Annotated in this window: 13 protein-coding genes, 1 tRNA gene and 2 rRNA genes; 14 read left to right on the forward strand and 2 right to left on the reverse strand. The window is 61.9% G+C overall.

Annotation, left to right across the window (positions count from 1 at the left end):
* From BLT09_RS31495 to BLT09_RS31505, 3 genes are all read left to right on the forward strand, one after another.
* Positions 1-268 (forward strand): 23S ribosomal RNA (locus BLT09_RS31495); the annotation flags it as partial.
* A 76-nt stretch (positions 269-344) separates the two neighbouring features.
* Positions 345-459: ribosomal RNA gene (gene rrf, locus BLT09_RS31500) — 5S ribosomal RNA — on the forward strand.
* A gap of 242 nt (positions 460-701) precedes the next feature.
* A tRNA-Met gene (locus tag BLT09_RS31505) sits at positions 702-778 on the forward strand.
* A 164-nt stretch (positions 779-942) separates the two neighbouring features.
* Here the strand turns inward: BLT09_RS31505 and BLT09_RS31510 are convergent.
* The gene (locus BLT09_RS31510) at positions 943-2,496 is read right to left on the reverse strand and encodes a Fic family protein (RefSeq protein WP_091600393.1); all 1,554 of its coding nucleotides are present in this window, start codon (positions 2,494-2,496) and stop codon (positions 943-945) included.
* A gap of 182 nt (positions 2,497-2,678) precedes the next feature.
* Complete coding sequence (locus BLT09_RS31515; protein ID WP_091600422.1) at positions 2,679-3,506, reverse strand: MurR/RpiR family transcriptional regulator; 828 nt, start codon at positions 3,504-3,506, stop codon at positions 2,679-2,681.
* Between the two features lie 152 nt (positions 3,507-3,658).
* Here BLT09_RS31515 and BLT09_RS31520 point away from each other — a divergent pair, with 152 nt between their 5' ends.
* From BLT09_RS31520 to BLT09_RS31570, 11 genes are all read left to right on the forward strand, one after another.
* Positions 3,659-4,480, forward strand: a complete 822-nt coding sequence (locus BLT09_RS31520; protein ID WP_091600394.1) for an N-formylglutamate amidohydrolase — start codon at positions 3,659-3,661, stop codon at positions 4,478-4,480.
* Positions 4,481-4,501: 21 nt separating this feature from the next.
* On the forward strand, positions 4,502-6,016 hold the full coding sequence (locus BLT09_RS31525; RefSeq protein ID WP_091600395.1) for an amino acid permease: 1,515 nt from the start codon (positions 4,502-4,504) through the stop codon (positions 6,014-6,016).
* A gap of 93 nt (positions 6,017-6,109) precedes the next feature.
* Positions 6,110-7,480 carry a glutamine synthetase family protein gene (locus BLT09_RS31530; RefSeq protein WP_091600396.1) on the forward strand — a complete coding sequence of 457 codons (1,371 nt, stop codon included), beginning with the start codon at positions 6,110-6,112 and terminating at the stop codon, positions 7,478-7,480.
* Positions 7,481-7,540: 60 nt separating this feature from the next.
* On the forward strand, positions 7,541-7,984 hold the full coding sequence (locus tag BLT09_RS31535) for a DUF7662 domain-containing protein (RefSeq protein WP_091600397.1): 444 nt from the start codon (positions 7,541-7,543) through the stop codon (positions 7,982-7,984).
* Positions 7,981-8,397 carry a type II toxin-antitoxin system VapC family toxin gene (locus BLT09_RS31540; RefSeq protein ID WP_091600398.1) on the forward strand — a complete coding sequence of 139 codons (417 nt, stop codon included), beginning with the start codon at positions 7,981-7,983 and terminating at the stop codon, positions 8,395-8,397. Before BLT09_RS31535 ends, BLT09_RS31540 begins: the two co-directional genes overlap by 4 nt.
* Positions 8,375-9,814 carry an aldehyde dehydrogenase family protein gene (locus BLT09_RS31545; protein ID WP_091600423.1) on the forward strand — a complete coding sequence of 480 codons (1,440 nt, stop codon included), beginning with the start codon at positions 8,375-8,377 and terminating at the stop codon, positions 9,812-9,814. The genes BLT09_RS31540 and BLT09_RS31545 overlap by 23 nt, the downstream gene beginning before the upstream one ends.
* An 18-nt stretch (positions 9,815-9,832) precedes the next feature.
* Positions 9,833-11,005 carry an iron-containing alcohol dehydrogenase gene (locus tag BLT09_RS31550; RefSeq protein ID WP_091600399.1) on the forward strand — a complete coding sequence of 391 codons (1,173 nt, stop codon included), beginning with the start codon at positions 9,833-9,835 and terminating at the stop codon, positions 11,003-11,005.
* Between the two features lie 243 nt (positions 11,006-11,248).
* A complete protein-coding gene (locus tag BLT09_RS31555; RefSeq protein ID WP_091600400.1) occupies positions 11,249-12,355 on the forward strand; it encodes an ABC transporter substrate-binding protein in 1,107 nt (368 codons plus the stop codon).
* A 157-nt stretch (positions 12,356-12,512) separates the two neighbouring features.
* Positions 12,513-13,502 carry an ABC transporter permease gene (locus BLT09_RS31560; protein WP_027153284.1) on the forward strand — a complete coding sequence of 330 codons (990 nt, stop codon included), beginning with the start codon at positions 12,513-12,515 and terminating at the stop codon, positions 13,500-13,502.
* Positions 13,499-14,290 (forward strand): ABC transporter permease, encoded by a 792-nt coding sequence (locus tag BLT09_RS31565; protein WP_091600401.1) that lies wholly within the window; start codon positions 13,499-13,501, stop codon positions 14,288-14,290. Before BLT09_RS31560 ends, BLT09_RS31565 begins: the two co-directional genes overlap by 4 nt.
* Positions 14,291-14,321: 31 nt before the next feature.
* Complete coding sequence (locus BLT09_RS31570; protein WP_091600424.1) at positions 14,322-15,386, forward strand: ABC transporter ATP-binding protein; 1,065 nt, start codon at positions 14,322-14,324, stop codon at positions 15,384-15,386.
* Positions 15,387-15,391 lie beyond the last annotated feature (5 nt).

Raw genomic sequence — 15,391 nt, forward strand, 5'->3', positions numbered from 1 at the left:
CCGTGGGTGTAGGAATATTGAAAGGATCTGTCCCTAGTACGAGAGGACCGGGATGGACGGATCTCTGGTGGACCTGTTGTGGCGCCAGCCGCATAGCAGGGTAGCTATATCCGGACGGGATAACCGCTGAAGGCATCTAAGCGGGAAACCCACCTTAAAACGAGTATTCCCTGAGAACCGTGGAAGACGACCACGTTGATAGGCCGGGTGTGGAAGAGCGGCAACGCTTGAAGCTTACCGGTACTAATAGTTCGATCGGCTTGATCGTTCTCATTCCCTATGCCCATCGTGAAAACGATGGTTGGCACAGAAAACAGCTTCTCGAGCAACGTGCGCTTTGCCGACCTGGTGGTTATGGCGGAGCGGCTGCACCCGATCCCATTCCGAACTCGGCCGTGAAACGCTCCAGCGCTGATGGTACTTCGTCTCAAGACGCGGGAGAGTAGGTCGCTGCCAGGTCTGCAAAACGCACGTTGCAAAAATCCAGTCTTCTCCTTACAAAACAGGCCCGCCAATCGGGAACTCGGGCCGCGCAAGCGGCCCTTTCAGTTGGCGAAAGCTTGATTCCAGTGAGCCAAGGCTTACTTCTGACGTTGACGCGGGGTGGAGCAGCGCCCCGTCCGCCCGCAAAGGCCGAAGGCCTCGAGGACGGACAAAACAAAAAGTCCGGGCTGCCCGGCCGGCATTCGCCGTCTGGTTGACGCGGGGTGGAGCAGCCCGGTAGCTCGTCAGGCTCATAACCTGAAGGTCACAGGTTCAAATCCTGTCCCCGCAACCAAACAAAAACGGCCCGCATCACGCGGGCCGTTTTGCGTTTGCAGCCTGGCGCGCACGCCTTCTCCGGCGCGGAAGCGATCAGGCGGTCGAGTTGAGGTCGCCAACGGAGCGGTTCGATTGCCGGAAGTGACGAAAGCGCCGCGATAGATGTTACCCATGGAACAATCATGCCTGCAGGCCGGGTCCGAAGGTTTGGTGGTAGATCGCCTCGATCCGCTCCGCCTCGTCATCCGTTAGAGCGGCGAATTCCCTTTCACGGGCGCGGTTCGAAAGGCGGCCGCCGTTCTGATGAAGCAAGCGAAAGAGCAGATCGGTTAGACGCTCGGGCATGTCGATGAAGGCATCGACCTGCTGCCGGAACTGATCGTAGCGGCGCAGGAAGGCGGTCTCGTCGGGAATATCCTTTTCTATCGTCCGCCGGACGCAGGCGTAGAGAAATTCGGCGTGGGGCGTCGCGTCGAAGAAGCGGTAGAAATCCCCAGTGTCGTTCAGGACGCGGACATTGAATTGCGGCGTCGGCTGCCATTCGATCAGCGGCAGCAGGCGCTGCGAATAACTCTCAAGCACGCCCCGGTACTCGTCGATTTTCTCCAGTATCGCGGCCGAAACAGGGGACACTAATCCTCGCGGGTTCAAGCCGCGCGCGGCAAGGACATGATGGATCAGGTAGCGGTGAATGCGGCCGTTTCCATCTTCGAACGGGTGGATGTAGACGAAGCCGAATGCGAGGATCGCCGCGACGATGACCGCATCGAGGCTTTGGGCGGGGCCGCGGTCGAACGCGACCATGCCGTCGATCAACGATTCCAGGTCCTCGGGCCGGGCGCTGATGTGATCGGGCAGCGGCATGCGGTTGTCGCGGTCATGCCCGCCGACGAAGCCGCCCTCCTGCCGGAAGCCGAGCTTCACGAAGCGGGCATCGCCGAGCACGATCCTTTGCAGGCGCAGCAGTTCATCGCGGTCAAGCGGCTGACGACCGGCCTCGCCGATGGCGCGGCCCCAGCGCTGGATGCGGTCCTGCGGCGGACGCTCGCCCTCTATCGCATAGCTTGATCGCGAGTCCTTGAGCAGAAGGAAAGCGGCCGTCCGAGCAAGCAGGTCGCGCGGCACGTTCGCGACGATCGCCTGCGCACGCCGAGGCAGGTCGAGGCCGATGAATTCTTCAAGGGCTTTGGTGCGGAACACGAGCGGGCAGAAATACGGCGTGCCGGGCAGGTTGTCCTTCACGCGGTAGCGCGGAGCGGTCTTGCCCCGCGCCGCCCATTGCAGTTCGGGGTCGACAACAGGAACATAGCGTCCGGCGGTCGCGTCGGGGAGATCGAGGCGCGTGTCCGTCAGCCACTCATAGAGAAACCAGATCCGGCGGGCGTAGCTGCCGGTCGGGCTTTTGCGAACAAGCGCTTCAATCGGTGCGGTTCCGGTCGCCAGAAATAGCTGCTTGAGGATTGCCAGGTCCAGTCCTTCGTATTTGAGAGCGAAGGTCAGGTGGCCTTCAAGGGTTGAATGCGGCGCATGCCGGGGCGTCATGATGCGCCAGCCGTCCCGCTCGGTGATGCGGTGATGCTCGCCGGTGGCGGAGAGAGTCCGCGGCAGAGGCACGGCAAGCCCATAGGCCCCGATCAGCGCGCTGTAGCCGGCAAGAGTCGCGGTTTCAGGAAGGCGCAGTTCCTGAAAAACGTTCACCGGCCCTGAAAATTGATGCTCCTGCGGAGCAGCCATGAAAACCGTACCTCGCGTTCGAATTTTGGTACGATCCACCAAAATCCCTGAAAAATGATTCTAACTTATGAGAAATGATGCGTCAAATGCGTATCTCGCGAAAAGTGATTCTGAGGGTAGCTGAAAAACTGCTTGAAAATACTTTTTGCTGCTGGTCGGGTTCGTCTGTTCAGCCCGCGCCTCTACCGCAGGCTTTCCAACTCGCGGATGCGTTTGGCGCCGTCGGCCTCGAGCTGCCGGGTGACGGCGCCGATCAGCGTTTCGGCCACGACGAAAAGGGCTGCCGAAGAATCCCAGGCCGAGGGCACGGCGGTGCGCCCGGCGATGACATGGCGGGCAAAGCGGGCGATTGGCGACAGCCACTGGTCAGTGAACAGCACGATCTGCACGCCGCGCTGGTGTGCCGTCTCGGCGAAGCGGACCAGGCTGTCCTGGTAGCGCCTGATGTCGAAGATCACCAGCACGTCGCGCTTGCCCATGTCGATCAGCCGATCGCGCCAGACGCTTTCCTGTCCGGCGAGGTGAAAGATGTTGGGCTGGATGATGGCGAGGTGGGCGGCCATGTAGCGCGCCAGCGGATCGGTGAAGCGGCCGCCGATCAGGAAGGTTTTGCCGCGTCGGTCGGCAAGCTTTGCGACGATGTCGGCAAGCTGCTTGTCGGACAGGTGCCTGAACGTTTCGCGCATGTTGTCGAGCGTCGCCTCCAGCATCGGCGACACCGCGCCGCCGTTCGGCGATGGCGGGTTGAGAGTGCGCGATGCCGGCGACTGCAGTTGCGCCGCGAGTTCGTCCTGCAGCGCCGACTGGAATTCCGGGTAGTTCTGGAAGCCGAGGCGGGCGACGAAACGCAGGATCGTCGGCGAGGAGACGCCAGCGGCAGCTGAGAATTCGGCGACCGTCTTCAGGCCGATCAGCGGATAGCTCGCGATCAGCGTCTGCGCTGCGCGGCGCTCGCCCGCCGGCATCGTGCCGATGCGGTCCGAGATCAGTTCGGCAATGCTCGAAATCATCTTTTCCCCATGCCCGGCCGTTTTGCCGAAATCGCATTTGACCCGAAATCGCGTTTGACAAAGCCGGACAAACTGTATGAAATCATCCACAGGGACGCAATGAGGCAAAATACGTAACATACGATACAGCGCTCCCCGGGGACGACAGGATAATGGAGACAGCACGGCCCGCCAGCCTTGCATCGCCTGAAGCCGTAGGGGTGACGAACCCCGGCGGATCGAGCCCTTTCGTGCTGACCTGCGACCACGCCTCCAATTTCCTGCCGCCGGAATTCGGAACGCTCGGCCTTGCTGCCAAAGAGCTTTCCCGCCACATCGCCTGGGATCCCGGCGCGTTGCCGGTGGCCCGCCGCATGGCCGCGGCGCTTGACGCGACGCTGGTCGAGACCCGCATTTCGCGGCTTGTCATCGACTGCAACCGCCCGCTCGAGGCACCCGATCTGGTGCCGCCGGTCAGCGAGACTACAACCATTCCGGGCAATACCGGCCTGTCGCAAAAGCAGCGCGCCGCGCGCATCGCCCTGTCCTGGCAACCTTTTCACGATGCGGTCGCTGACATCATCAACACAAGGCTGGCGCGCGGGCTCGAGACGCGGCTGGTTTCAATCCATTCCTTCAACCCGGTCTACAACGGCAAGAGCCGGCCCTGGCACATCGGCATCATCCATGACGAGGATCGTCGGCTGGCAGCGCCGCTTGTCGCCGCGCTGCAGCGGCTCGCCGGCGTCACAGTCGGCATCAACGAACCCTATTCGCCGGCCGACCGTGTCTATTTCACGCTGGAACGGCACGCGCGCCCGCGGGAGCTACCCTGCGCGATGATCGAAATCCGCAACGACGAAATATCCGACGAAGCCGGGCAGCGAAAATGGGCGGATCTGCTCACGGGGATTTTTTCCGATCTCGAGCCGTCATCCGGATCCCAGGGATCTGGCCGGCGCGGGCTCGGCCATCCGGTGGAACCGGTCAACTGACAAGAAGAAGGGGACTTTCAAATGGCAGGCGGTAATACGAAGCAAGTTGGCAGCGTCGCATACGCGAAGCGCGACAAATCTTATTTCGAGGACCGGCAACTGGTGCGTCACGCCAATGTCTGGCATCTGTGGGCGCTCGGCGTCGGCGCCGTCATATCCGGGCATTTTTCGGGCTGGAATTTCGGATTCGGGACAGGCGGCTGGGGCGGCATGCTGGTGGCCGGCATCATCATCGCCATCATGTATGTCGGCCTCGTCTTCTCGATCGCCGAGATGAGCCCGGCTTTGCCGCACACCGGCGCTGCCTACTCCTTCGCCCGGACGGCGATGGGGCCGTGGGGCGGCTTCATCACCGGGCTTTGCGAAAACGTCGAGTATGTGGTGACGCCCGCCGTCATCGCCTTCTTCATCGGCTCCTATATGGGAGGCATCTGGTCGGTCGCCTTTCCCGACTCCAGCGTCTGGCCACCACTCTGGTGGCTGGTGACCTATGGGCTGTTCCTGGCGTTGAATATTTTCGGCGTCGCGCTGTCCTTCCGCGTCACGCTGATCGTCACGCTGCTGTCGCTGGCCGTGCTGATTGTGTTCTGGATCAGCGCTATCCCGAGTATGGACTTTTCGCGCTGGGCGCTGAACATCGGCGTCGGCCCGGACGGAGCGGCGATGGAGCTTCCCGAAGGCAATGGCTCGATGTTCCCGTTCGGCTTGTCGGGCGTGCTGGCAACGTTGCCTTTTGCGGTGTGGCTGTTCCTGGCGATCGAGCAGCTACCGTTGGCGGCGGAAGAATCGGTCGACCCCAAGCGCGACATGCCGCGCGGCATTATCGCCGGCATGCTGACGCTGATGGTCTCGGCCTTCATGATCGTGCTGCTCAACCCGTCGGTCGTCGGCGTTGGTTCGTTCAAGCTCGCGACTTCCGGCGAGCCTTTGCTTGACGGCTTCCGGGCGATTTATGGCGACTCGGGCGCAGTGCTGCTTGGCGTCATCGCGCTGATTGGATTGATAGCAAGCTTCCACACCATCATCTTCGCCATGGGCCGCCAGGTCTATTCGCTGAGCCGCGCCGGCTATTTCCCGTCGGCGCTGTCGGTCACCCACAAATCGTACAAGACGCCGTATGTGGCGATGTTTGCGGGCGCCATCGTCGGCTTCGGCATCATGCTGATCATGTGGTTCGCGCTTGGCGGCGCTACGGCCGGTTCGCTCATCGGCTCGGTGTTGCTGAACATGGCGGTGTTCGGCGCGATGTTCTCCTACATCCTGCAGGCGGTGTCCTTCATCCTGCTGCGCCAGAACCAGCCAAACATGGAACGTCCCTATCGCAGCCCGCTCGGCGTCCCGGGCGCCGTGCTGACGATCATCATCGGCGTGGTCACCCTGCTCTACCAGATTCAGGACGCGAACTTCACCAAGGGCGTGGTCTGGGTGGCGCTGTGGTTCGCCATCGCGATCGTCTATTTCGGGCTGGTCGGCCGTCACAAGCTGATCCTGTCGCCGGAAGAAGAGTTCGCGCTGGAGCACGCGCAGAAAGCCTGACCTGTCTCGGTATCTCAACTACCCGGCCGCTTCCTGCGGCCGGGTCCAGATTTGAACTCTCGAAGCGCCACAAAGGCGGCGGAGCTTGCAAGAATGGCCGGAAATTTCTCGTTCGATCAGTTGAAAAAGGCGGTCTCCAGCGGTGAGGTCGACACCGTGCTGGCGTGCATTGTCGACATGCAGGGGCGGCTGGCGGGAAAGCGGTTCCTGGCACAGTATTTCGTCGATTCCGCCCATGACGAGACGCATGGCTGCAACTATCTCCTGGCCGCCGACATCGATATGGAACCGGTGCCCGGCTACAGGGCGGCGAGCTGGTCGAAAGGCTATGGCGACTTCGTCATGAAGCCGGATCTGTCGACGCTGCGGCGCATTCCATGGCTGGAAAAGACGGCGCTGGTGATCTGCGACGTGCTCGACCACCACACCCATGACGACCTGCCGCATTCGCCGCGCGCCATCCTGAAGAAGCAGGTCAGGCGGCTGACCGAGCGTGGCTATCTCGGCTATTTCGCCTCCGAGCTCGAATTCTATCTGTTCAGCGAAACCTACGATTCCGCCCGCAAGAAGCACTGGCAGGGCCTCGACACAGCCTCGCCCTATATCGGCGACTACCAGATCGGCATCACCACCAAGGAAGAAGGCGTCATGCGCCGGCTGCGCAACGAGATGCAGGCGGCCGGCATTCCGATCGAGAACTCCAAGGGCGAGTGGGGTCCGGGCCAGGAAGAAATCAATGTCCGCTATGCCGAGGCGCTCGAGATGGCCGACCGCCACGTCATCCTGAAGAACGGCGCCAAGGAAATCGCCGAGTCCGAAGGCAAGGCGGTCTCGTTCATGGCCAAGTACAATTACGGGCTGGCCGGCAATTCCAGCCATATCCACAATTCGCTGTGGAGCGCCGACGGCGAGACGCCGCTTTTTTACGACAGAAAGGCCGAATGGACACTGTCGACGCTCGGCCAGCAATGGGCGGCGGGCCAGCTCAAATATGCCAGGGAATTCACCTGGTTCCTGGCGCCCTACGTCAACTCCTACAAGCGCTTCCAGGCCGGCACCTTCGCGCCGACCAAGATCATGTGGAGCGAGGACAACCGCACCGCCGGTTTTCGCCTGTGCGGCGAGGGCACCAAGGGCATCCGCATGGAGTGCCGCATCGGCGGCGCCGACCTAAACCCCTATCTCGCCTTCGCCGCGCTGATCGCGGCCGGCCTTGCCGGCATCGATGAAAAGCTTGAACTGCAAAAACCCTTCGTCGGCGATGCCTATCAGGCCTCGCAGCTGCCGGAAATTCCGAAGACCCTGCGTGACGCCACCGAGACGCTTGCGAAATCGGAGATGCTGAAGCAGGCGCTCGGCGACGGCGTGCTCGAGCATTATGTCCATACGGCGCACTGGGAGCAGTTCGAATACGACCGCCGCATTACCGATTGGGAACTGCACAGGGGGTTCGAGCGTTATTAGAAAGATAGTAAGATACTATCAATACCTTGACCGAAAATGCGGCTTGAGCTAGGTTGTGCGATGACCGAAGGAACCAAATACCATCCGCTTTTCGAGCATCTCCTGTTCTCGGGCCAGGGCCAGATGTCGATGAGCTTCGCAGAGATCGAGCAAGTTATCGGTGGCCGCTTGCCGCCGTCGGCACGACAGCGGGAGGAATGGTGGGCGAACAGCCCGAGCGGGCACAGCCAGGCGCGCGCCTGGTTGCGAGCAAACTACCGGGCGTCTCGTGTCGATCTTGCGAACGAGCGGGTGGATTTCAAACTGGAGGGATGGCCCGAAGGTTATCGAAAGCCGAATATGGCTACCACAGACAAGACTCGTTCGGGAATGGCGGAACCAGCGCAGGCCAGCTACGAACTTCCGCTGGGAAATACCGACCATCCTCTTTTCGGCATATGGACAGGCAAGGTCACGCTTCTCAAAGGACATGATTACACGAGGCCGGCCTTTGAGCTGCCGTGACGCACAGGCTGTTGCTCGACACTTGCGCGATCATATGGATAGCGCTGAACGAGCCAATCACGCCGGAAGCCAAGATTGCCATCAACGGCGCCGCGGCTGTTGACGAGAAGGTCCGGGTTTCCCCCATTTCGGCCTGGGAGTTGGGCCTGCTGAGCGCCAAGGGCCGGCTGGCGGCAGCAAAGTCGCCAGCAAGCATTTTTGGGGAAGTGATCGCCACGCCAGGCATCAAGGTCGAGGCTCTTTCGCCGGAATTGTTGATTGAATCGTCTTTCTTGCCTGGATCGCTCCACGGCGATCCGGCGGATAGGATATTGATCGCGACAGCGCGGGCGTTCGATTTGACGCTCGTGACCCGCGATCAGTCAATACTGGATTATGCAAGAGCCGGGCATGTTCGCGCCCTTGCCTGCTGACGCTTTGCCTTCGATATATGGAGACGCCCACTTGGAAACCGTAAAACTCAAATCCCCCGTCGATGGTTCGATCTATGCCGAACGGCCCATCGCCACGGACCAGGCGATCAATGCGGCGGTCGAGCGTGCCAAGGCGGCGCAGGAGAAATGGGCCGAGACGCCGATCGTCGAGCGCGGCAAGTACATGCTCGCCATGCTGGAAGCGCTGGTCGCCGTGACCGACGAGATCGTGCCGGAGATCGCCTGGCAGATGGGCCGCCCGGTGCGCTATGGCGGCGAGTTCGGCGGCGTCAGGGAACGCACCAGCTACATGGTCGAGATTGCGGAAGCGGCACTCAAGCCGGTGATGGCCTCCAATCCCAAGGATGGGTTTCGCCGCTATGTGAAGAAGGTGCCGCTCGGCGTGGTCCTGGTGATCGCGCCGTGGAACTATCCCTATCTCACCGCCGTCAACACGATCGTGCCGGCGCTGATGGCCGGCAGCGCCGTCATCCTCAAGCATGCGGCGCAGACGCTGCTGGTCGGCGAACGCTTTCAACAGGCGTTCGACAAGGCAGGCCTGCCCAAGGGTCTGTTCCAGAACCTCGTCATGAACCATGCGCAGACCGAAACACTGCTCGGCTCGGGCAAGATCGACCATGTCAATTTCACCGGCTCGGTCGCCGGCGGCCGCGCCATCGAAAAGGCCGCAGCGGGCACCTTCATGACGCTCGGCCTTGAACTCGGCGGCAAGGATCCGGCCTATGTCCTGGCCGACGCAAAGATCGACCATGCCGTCGCCAACCTGGTCGACGGCGCCTTCTACAATTCCGGCCAGTGCTGCTGCGGCATCGAGCGCGTCTATGTCCACGAGAAGGTCTATGACGAATTCGTCGAAGGCTTCATCGCCGAAACCAGGAACTATGTCGTCGGCAATCCGCTCGACCAGGCGACGACAATGGGGCCGATGGCACAGGCGCGCTTTGCCGACCTGATCCGCGAGCAGAAGGCCGAGGCGCTGCGCAAGGGCGCCAAAGCGCATATCAACATGAGGGTGGCCAACGACGAGCAGGGCTCGCCCTATCTGGCGCCGGAAGTGCTGACCGAAGTCGATCACCAGATGAGCGTCATGCGCGAGGAGAGCTTTGGGCCGATCGTCGGCATCATGAAGGTGCGCAACGACGAGGACGCGATCGCGCTGATGAACGACAGCCCCTACGGTCTGACGGCCTCGATTTGGACCAGCGACACCGAGCATGCGGCGGCGATCGGTGATCGCGTCGAGACCGGCACCGTGTTCATGAACCGCTGCGACTATCTCGATCCGGCGCTGGTCTGGACCGGCGTCAAGGACACCGGCAAGGGCGCGGCGCTGTCGGCCATCGGCTACGACAATCTGACGAGGCCGAAGTCATATCATCTGCGTGAAGCCATCTGATTTTTTTGAAAGACGGAAATGACAAAATTGATTTCCAAATGGAACTATCCGACGACCGTGCGCTTCGGCGCGGGGCGCATTAAGGAATTGCCTGATGTGCTTGAAGCCACCGGCATCAAGCGGCCGCTGTTCGTCACCGATCCGGGGCTGGCCAAACTTCCGGTCGTCGCTTCGACGTTGAAGATCCTCGACGATGCCAAGGTACCCTATGGCGTATTTTCCGAGGTCAAGCCGAACCCGGTGGACTCCAACCTGACCGCCGGCATTGCCGTGTTCAAGAAGGGCAGGCATGACGGCGTCATCGCCTTCGGCGGCGGCTCGGCGCTCGACCTCGGCAAGCTGATCGCCTTCCAGGCCGGCCAGACGCGGCCGGTCTGGGATTTCGAGGATATCGGCGACTGGTGGACGCGCGCCAACTCCGACGCGATCGCACCGATCATTGCCGTGCCGACCACGGCCGGCACCGGCTCGGAGGTCGGCCGCGCCGGCGTCATCACCAATGAAGCGACCCACACCAAGAAGGTGATCTTCCATCCGAAACTTTTGCCGGCCATCGTCATCGCCGATCCGGAACTGTCGGTCGGCATGCCCGGCTTCATCACCGCCGGCACCGGCATGGATGCGCTCGCCCATTGCCTCGAAGCCTATTGCGCGCCGGGCTATCATCCGATGGCCGACGGCATCGCCGTCGAAGGCGTGCGGCTCGTCTTCGAAAACTTGCCGAAGGCCTTCGCCAATGGCAAGGATCTGGTCGCCCGCGCCCACATGATGAGTGCGGCCGCGATGGGCGCTGCCGCCTTCCAGAAAGGGCTGGGCGCCATCCACTCGCTGTCGCATCCGATCGGCGCGCTCTACGACACGCATCACGGCATGACCAACGCCGTGTTCATGCCTTATGTGCTGGCCTTCAACCGCGACGCCATCGAGGTGCGCATCGCCCGGCTCGCGGCCTATTGCGGGATCAAGGGCGGCTTCGACGGTTTCGCCAAGGCCGTCATCAAGCTGCGCAAGGAATTGAAGGTGCCGCACGCGCTGCCGGGCCTGATCAAGGGGCTCGACATGGACAAGAAGCGCAAGGGCCTGATCGCCGACATGGCGGTGGTCGATCCGACCGCCGGCGGCAACCCGGTCAAGCTGACCAGGAAGGCGGCGCTGACGCTGCTCGAAAACGCCATTGCCGGCACCGCCTGACACAGTATTCGCGCCGGAAACTGATCCGGGAAACTAGGGGCAAAGAAAGGGGGAAAGATGAAAGGTATGACGGAAACTCGTTAGCCGGAAAAATAATCGCGGAGCGATTGCTACAGCCGGTTAAAAAGAGTTTAATTTTTCCTACTGCAGGGCATCGCTTTCACAAAGCATTCATCGGGCTGTCACACGAAAACGATACCGCATCGCAGGCGTCCAACGGCGTCAGTTCAACGGAGAGAACACATGTTCAAATTCACGGGAAAAGTACTTTCCCTTACGGCCGTCGCCCTGATGGCGACCTCTGCCATCTCGTCGGCGCAGTCAATGGATGAACTGGTCGCCGCCGCCAAGGCGGAAGGCCAGCTCACCACCATCGCGCTGCCGCATGACTGGTGCGGCTATGGCGCGGTGATCGCCGGCTTCAAGGCGAAATATCCGGAAATCACCGTCAACGAGCTCAACCCCGATGCCGGCTCCGGAGACGAGATCGAGGCGATCAAGGCCAACAAGGACAATAAGGGCCCGCAGGCGCCCGACGTCATCGACGTCGGCCTGTCCTTCGGCCCGACCGCCAAGGCCGACGGCCTGATCCAACCCTACAAGGTGTCGACCTGGGACACGATCCCCGACAGCGCCAAGGATCCCGAAGGCTACTGGACCGGCGACTATTACGGCGTGCTGGCGATGATGGTGAACAAGGATCTGGTCAAGGAAGTGCCGGCTGATTGGGCCGATCTTCTTAAGCCGGAATACGCCAACGCCGTCGCGCTCGCCGGTGATCCACGCGCCTCGAATCAGGCAATCCAGGCGGTCTACGCCGCTGGTCTTTCAAGCGGCGCCGCGGCCGGTGAAGCCGCAGGTACTGCCGGCCTCGAGTTCTTCAAGAAGCTCAATGCCGCCGGCAATTTCGTGCCGGTCATCGGCAAGCCGGCGACGCTTGCACAGGGTCAGACACCGATCCTGATCAACTGGGACTACAACGCGCTTGCCGGCCGCGACACGCTGAAAGGCAATCCGCCGGTCGACGTCGTCGTGCCGAAGACCGGTGTCGTCGCCGGCGTCTACGTGCAGGCGATCAGCGCCTACGCGCCGCATCCGAACGCTGCCAAGCTCTGGCTGGAATATCTCTATTCCGACGAAGGCCAGATCGGCTGGCTGAAGGGCTATTGCCACCCGATCCGCTTCAACGATCTCGCCAAGAACGGCAAAATCCCGGAGGACGTGATGGCCAAGCTGCCGCCGGCCGCATCCTATGAGGCCGCGGTGTTCCCGTCGCTCGATGAGCAGGGCAAGGCCAAGGAAGTCATCACCAAGAACTGGGACGCCGTCGTCGGCGCCAACGTTCAGTAAGGTTGAAAGCCGGGCGGCTTCACCGCCGCCCGGTATTCCCGCTAGAGCGACGTGCGTCAGACGCGCAAAGTACGCTCTAGAACTCAAATTTCCGCATCGTGCTTTCCGAAAATCGAGTTCGATTTTCGGGCCGATGCGATAAGACGGTAGCCGGCGCATGACCGATCTCTCGCTTTCCGATCACGCGATTGCCGGGAAGACGGCGCCGCCCAGCGAGGCGCGCGCGTTTCGGCTGCCGACGCAATGGCTGGGCGTGGCGCCGTTCTTCATCTTCGCCATCATGTTCCTGGTCCTGCCCACACTCTATCTGGTGCTTGGCGCCTTCCAGAACGCTGCCGGCACGTTCACCTTCGACAACATTGTCGGTATCTTCGACCCACCCAATCTGTCGAACTACATACAGTGCCAATATGATTCCTGGATCTCCTGGGTCGACGGAAACTGCAGGCTGCCCACGATCCTTGCCGCCTACTGGATCTCGATCAAGATCAGCCTCGCTTCGTCGCTCATCGGGGCATTTGCCGGTCTGGCCATTGCCATTGCCATCGTGCGCGGCGGCCTGCCGAACTGGATACGTTCGGCGACGCTGACCTTTTCCGGCGTGGCTTCGAATTTCGCCGGCGTGCCGCTAGCCTTTGCGTTCCTCGCTACGCTCGGCCGGCTCGGCCTCGCGACGGTGATCCTGAACACCGTGTTCGGCCTCAACATCTACGCCCACGGCTTCAACATCCTGTCGTTCTGGGGCCTGACGCTGACCTATGTCTATTTCCAGATCCCGCTGATGGTGGTCATCATCACGCCGGCGATCGACGGACTGAAGAAGGAATGGGGCGAGGCGGCCGCGACGCTTGGCGCCACCACGGCGCAATACTGGCGCATGGTCGTCATCCCAGTGATATGGCCGAGTTTTCTCGGCACCGTCATCCTGCTGTTTGCCAACGCCTTTGGCGCTATCGCCACCGCCTATGCGCTGACCGGCTCGTCGCTCAACATCATTCCCATCGTGCTTTACGCACAGATCCGCGGCGACGTGCTGCACAACCCGCATCTCGGCTATGCCATTGCCTTCGGCATGATCGTCATCACCGGCCTCGCCAACGTCTTCTACATCTGGTTCCGGACGCGCAGCGAAAGGTGGCTCAAATGAAGAGCGGACGTTTCTGGGCCTGGGTCGTCTTCGCGCTGGGTGCGGCCTATTTCTTCATTCCGCTGATCGCGACCGTGGAATTCTCGATGCGCATGCGGCGCGGGGTCTATTCCTTCGATGCCTACGAGGTCGTGCTTGGCGATCCCCGCTTCCAGGCGACCTTCGGCTATTCGGTGCTTGCCGCCATCTTCACCATCATCCTCGGCGTGCTCATTGTTGTGCCCACCGCCTACTGGATCCGGCTACGGCTGCCGCAACTGAGACCGGTCGTCGAGTTCATCACTCTGCTGCCGCTGGTCATCCCCGCCATCGTCATCGTCTTCGGCTACATCAGAATGTACGGATCGAACTCGCCGCTGCCGTTCCTGGCGAGCGACACGGGCACCAACGCCTTGCTGGTCATCGGCTATGCGACGCTGGCGCTGCCCTATATGTACCGCGCCGTCGACACCGGGCTTCGCACTATCGACGTGCGCACGCTGACGGAAGCGGCGCAGATCCTCGGCGCCGGCTGGTGCACGATCATCGCCCGTGTCATTCTGCCCAATGTGCTGATCGCGGTATTGTCGGGCGCCTTCCTTACCTTCGCTATCGTCCTCGGCGAATTCACCATGGCCAGCCTGCTCAATCGGCCGGCCTTCGGTCCCTACCTGCAGAACATCGGCGCCAATCGCGCCTATGAGCCGGCGGCACTTGCCATCATCGCCTTCGCCATTACCTGGGCGTGCATGTCGCTGATCCAGATCCTGTCGCGTTTTGCGCCGCGATCGGCGAACCGGCCAAACTGACCGAAAAGTACTGACCGAAAGAAAAAAAGCCATGGCCGAGCCATTCCTCTCCATCCAGCATGTGCGAAAATCCTTCGGCGCCACCACCGTGGTCCAGGATTTCAACCTCGACGTCGAGCCGGGCGAATTCGTCTCCTTCCTCGGGCCATCGGGCTGCGGCAAGACGACGGTGCTGCGTATGGTCGCCGGCTTCGAGGAGCCGAGCGCCGGCAAGATCGTCGTCGCCGGCAAGGACATCACCCGGCTCAAGCCCAACCAGCGCAATGTCGGCATGGTGTTCCAGGCCTATGCGCTGTTTCCCAACCTGACGGTGGCGCAAAACATCGGCTTCGGGCTGAAGGTCGCGGGCATGCCCAAGGCCGATGCCGACAGGCGCGTTGCCGAGATGCTCGACCTCATCAAGCTGCCGCAGATGGGCGACCGCTATCCTTATCAGCTCTCCGGCGGCCAGCAGCAGCGCATCGCGCTGGCGCGGGCTATTGCGCCGAAGCCGAAGCTCCTGCTGCTCGACGAGCCGCTGTCGGCGCTCGACGCCAAGGTGCGCGTGTCGCTGCGCGAGGAAATCCGCTCGATCCAGAAGAGGCTCGGCATCACCACCATCTTCGTCACCCACGACCAGGAAGAGGCGCTGTCGATCTCCGACCGCATCGCCGTCATGTATGGCGGCAAGGCCGAGCAGGTCGGCACGCCGTTCGAGATCTACAACCGGCCGGCAACCAAGTTCGTCGCCAATTTCGTCGGCACGCTGAACGTGCTCGAAGGCACCGTCACCGATGCAGCCTCGGGCAAGGTGCGCGTCAATTCGCAAGAGGTCTCGCTGCAGGGAAAGCTAAACGGCTCAAAGTCCGGCGACACGCTGTCGCTGGCGCTGCGGCCCGAGGCGATTTCGCTCGGCCGCCATCCCGGCCGCGACTCCAGTCTTTCGGGCGAGATCACCGAAGTGCACTTCCTCGGCTCGGTCATCCGGGTTCGCGTCGGCATCGGCGGCAGCACGGTGTCGCTCGACACGTTCAACAGCCCGGCCGCGCCGCCGCCCGCTGTCGGCGAAAAGGCCGAGATTTCGTTCTCGTCGGGTGACATGCTGGTGCTGCATTAGGGGAA

Origin of the sequence: Mesorhizobium muleiense, from assembly GCF_900099905.1 — a bacterium.
GTDB lineage: Bacteria > Pseudomonadota > Alphaproteobacteria > Rhizobiales > Rhizobiaceae > Mesorhizobium > Mesorhizobium muleiense.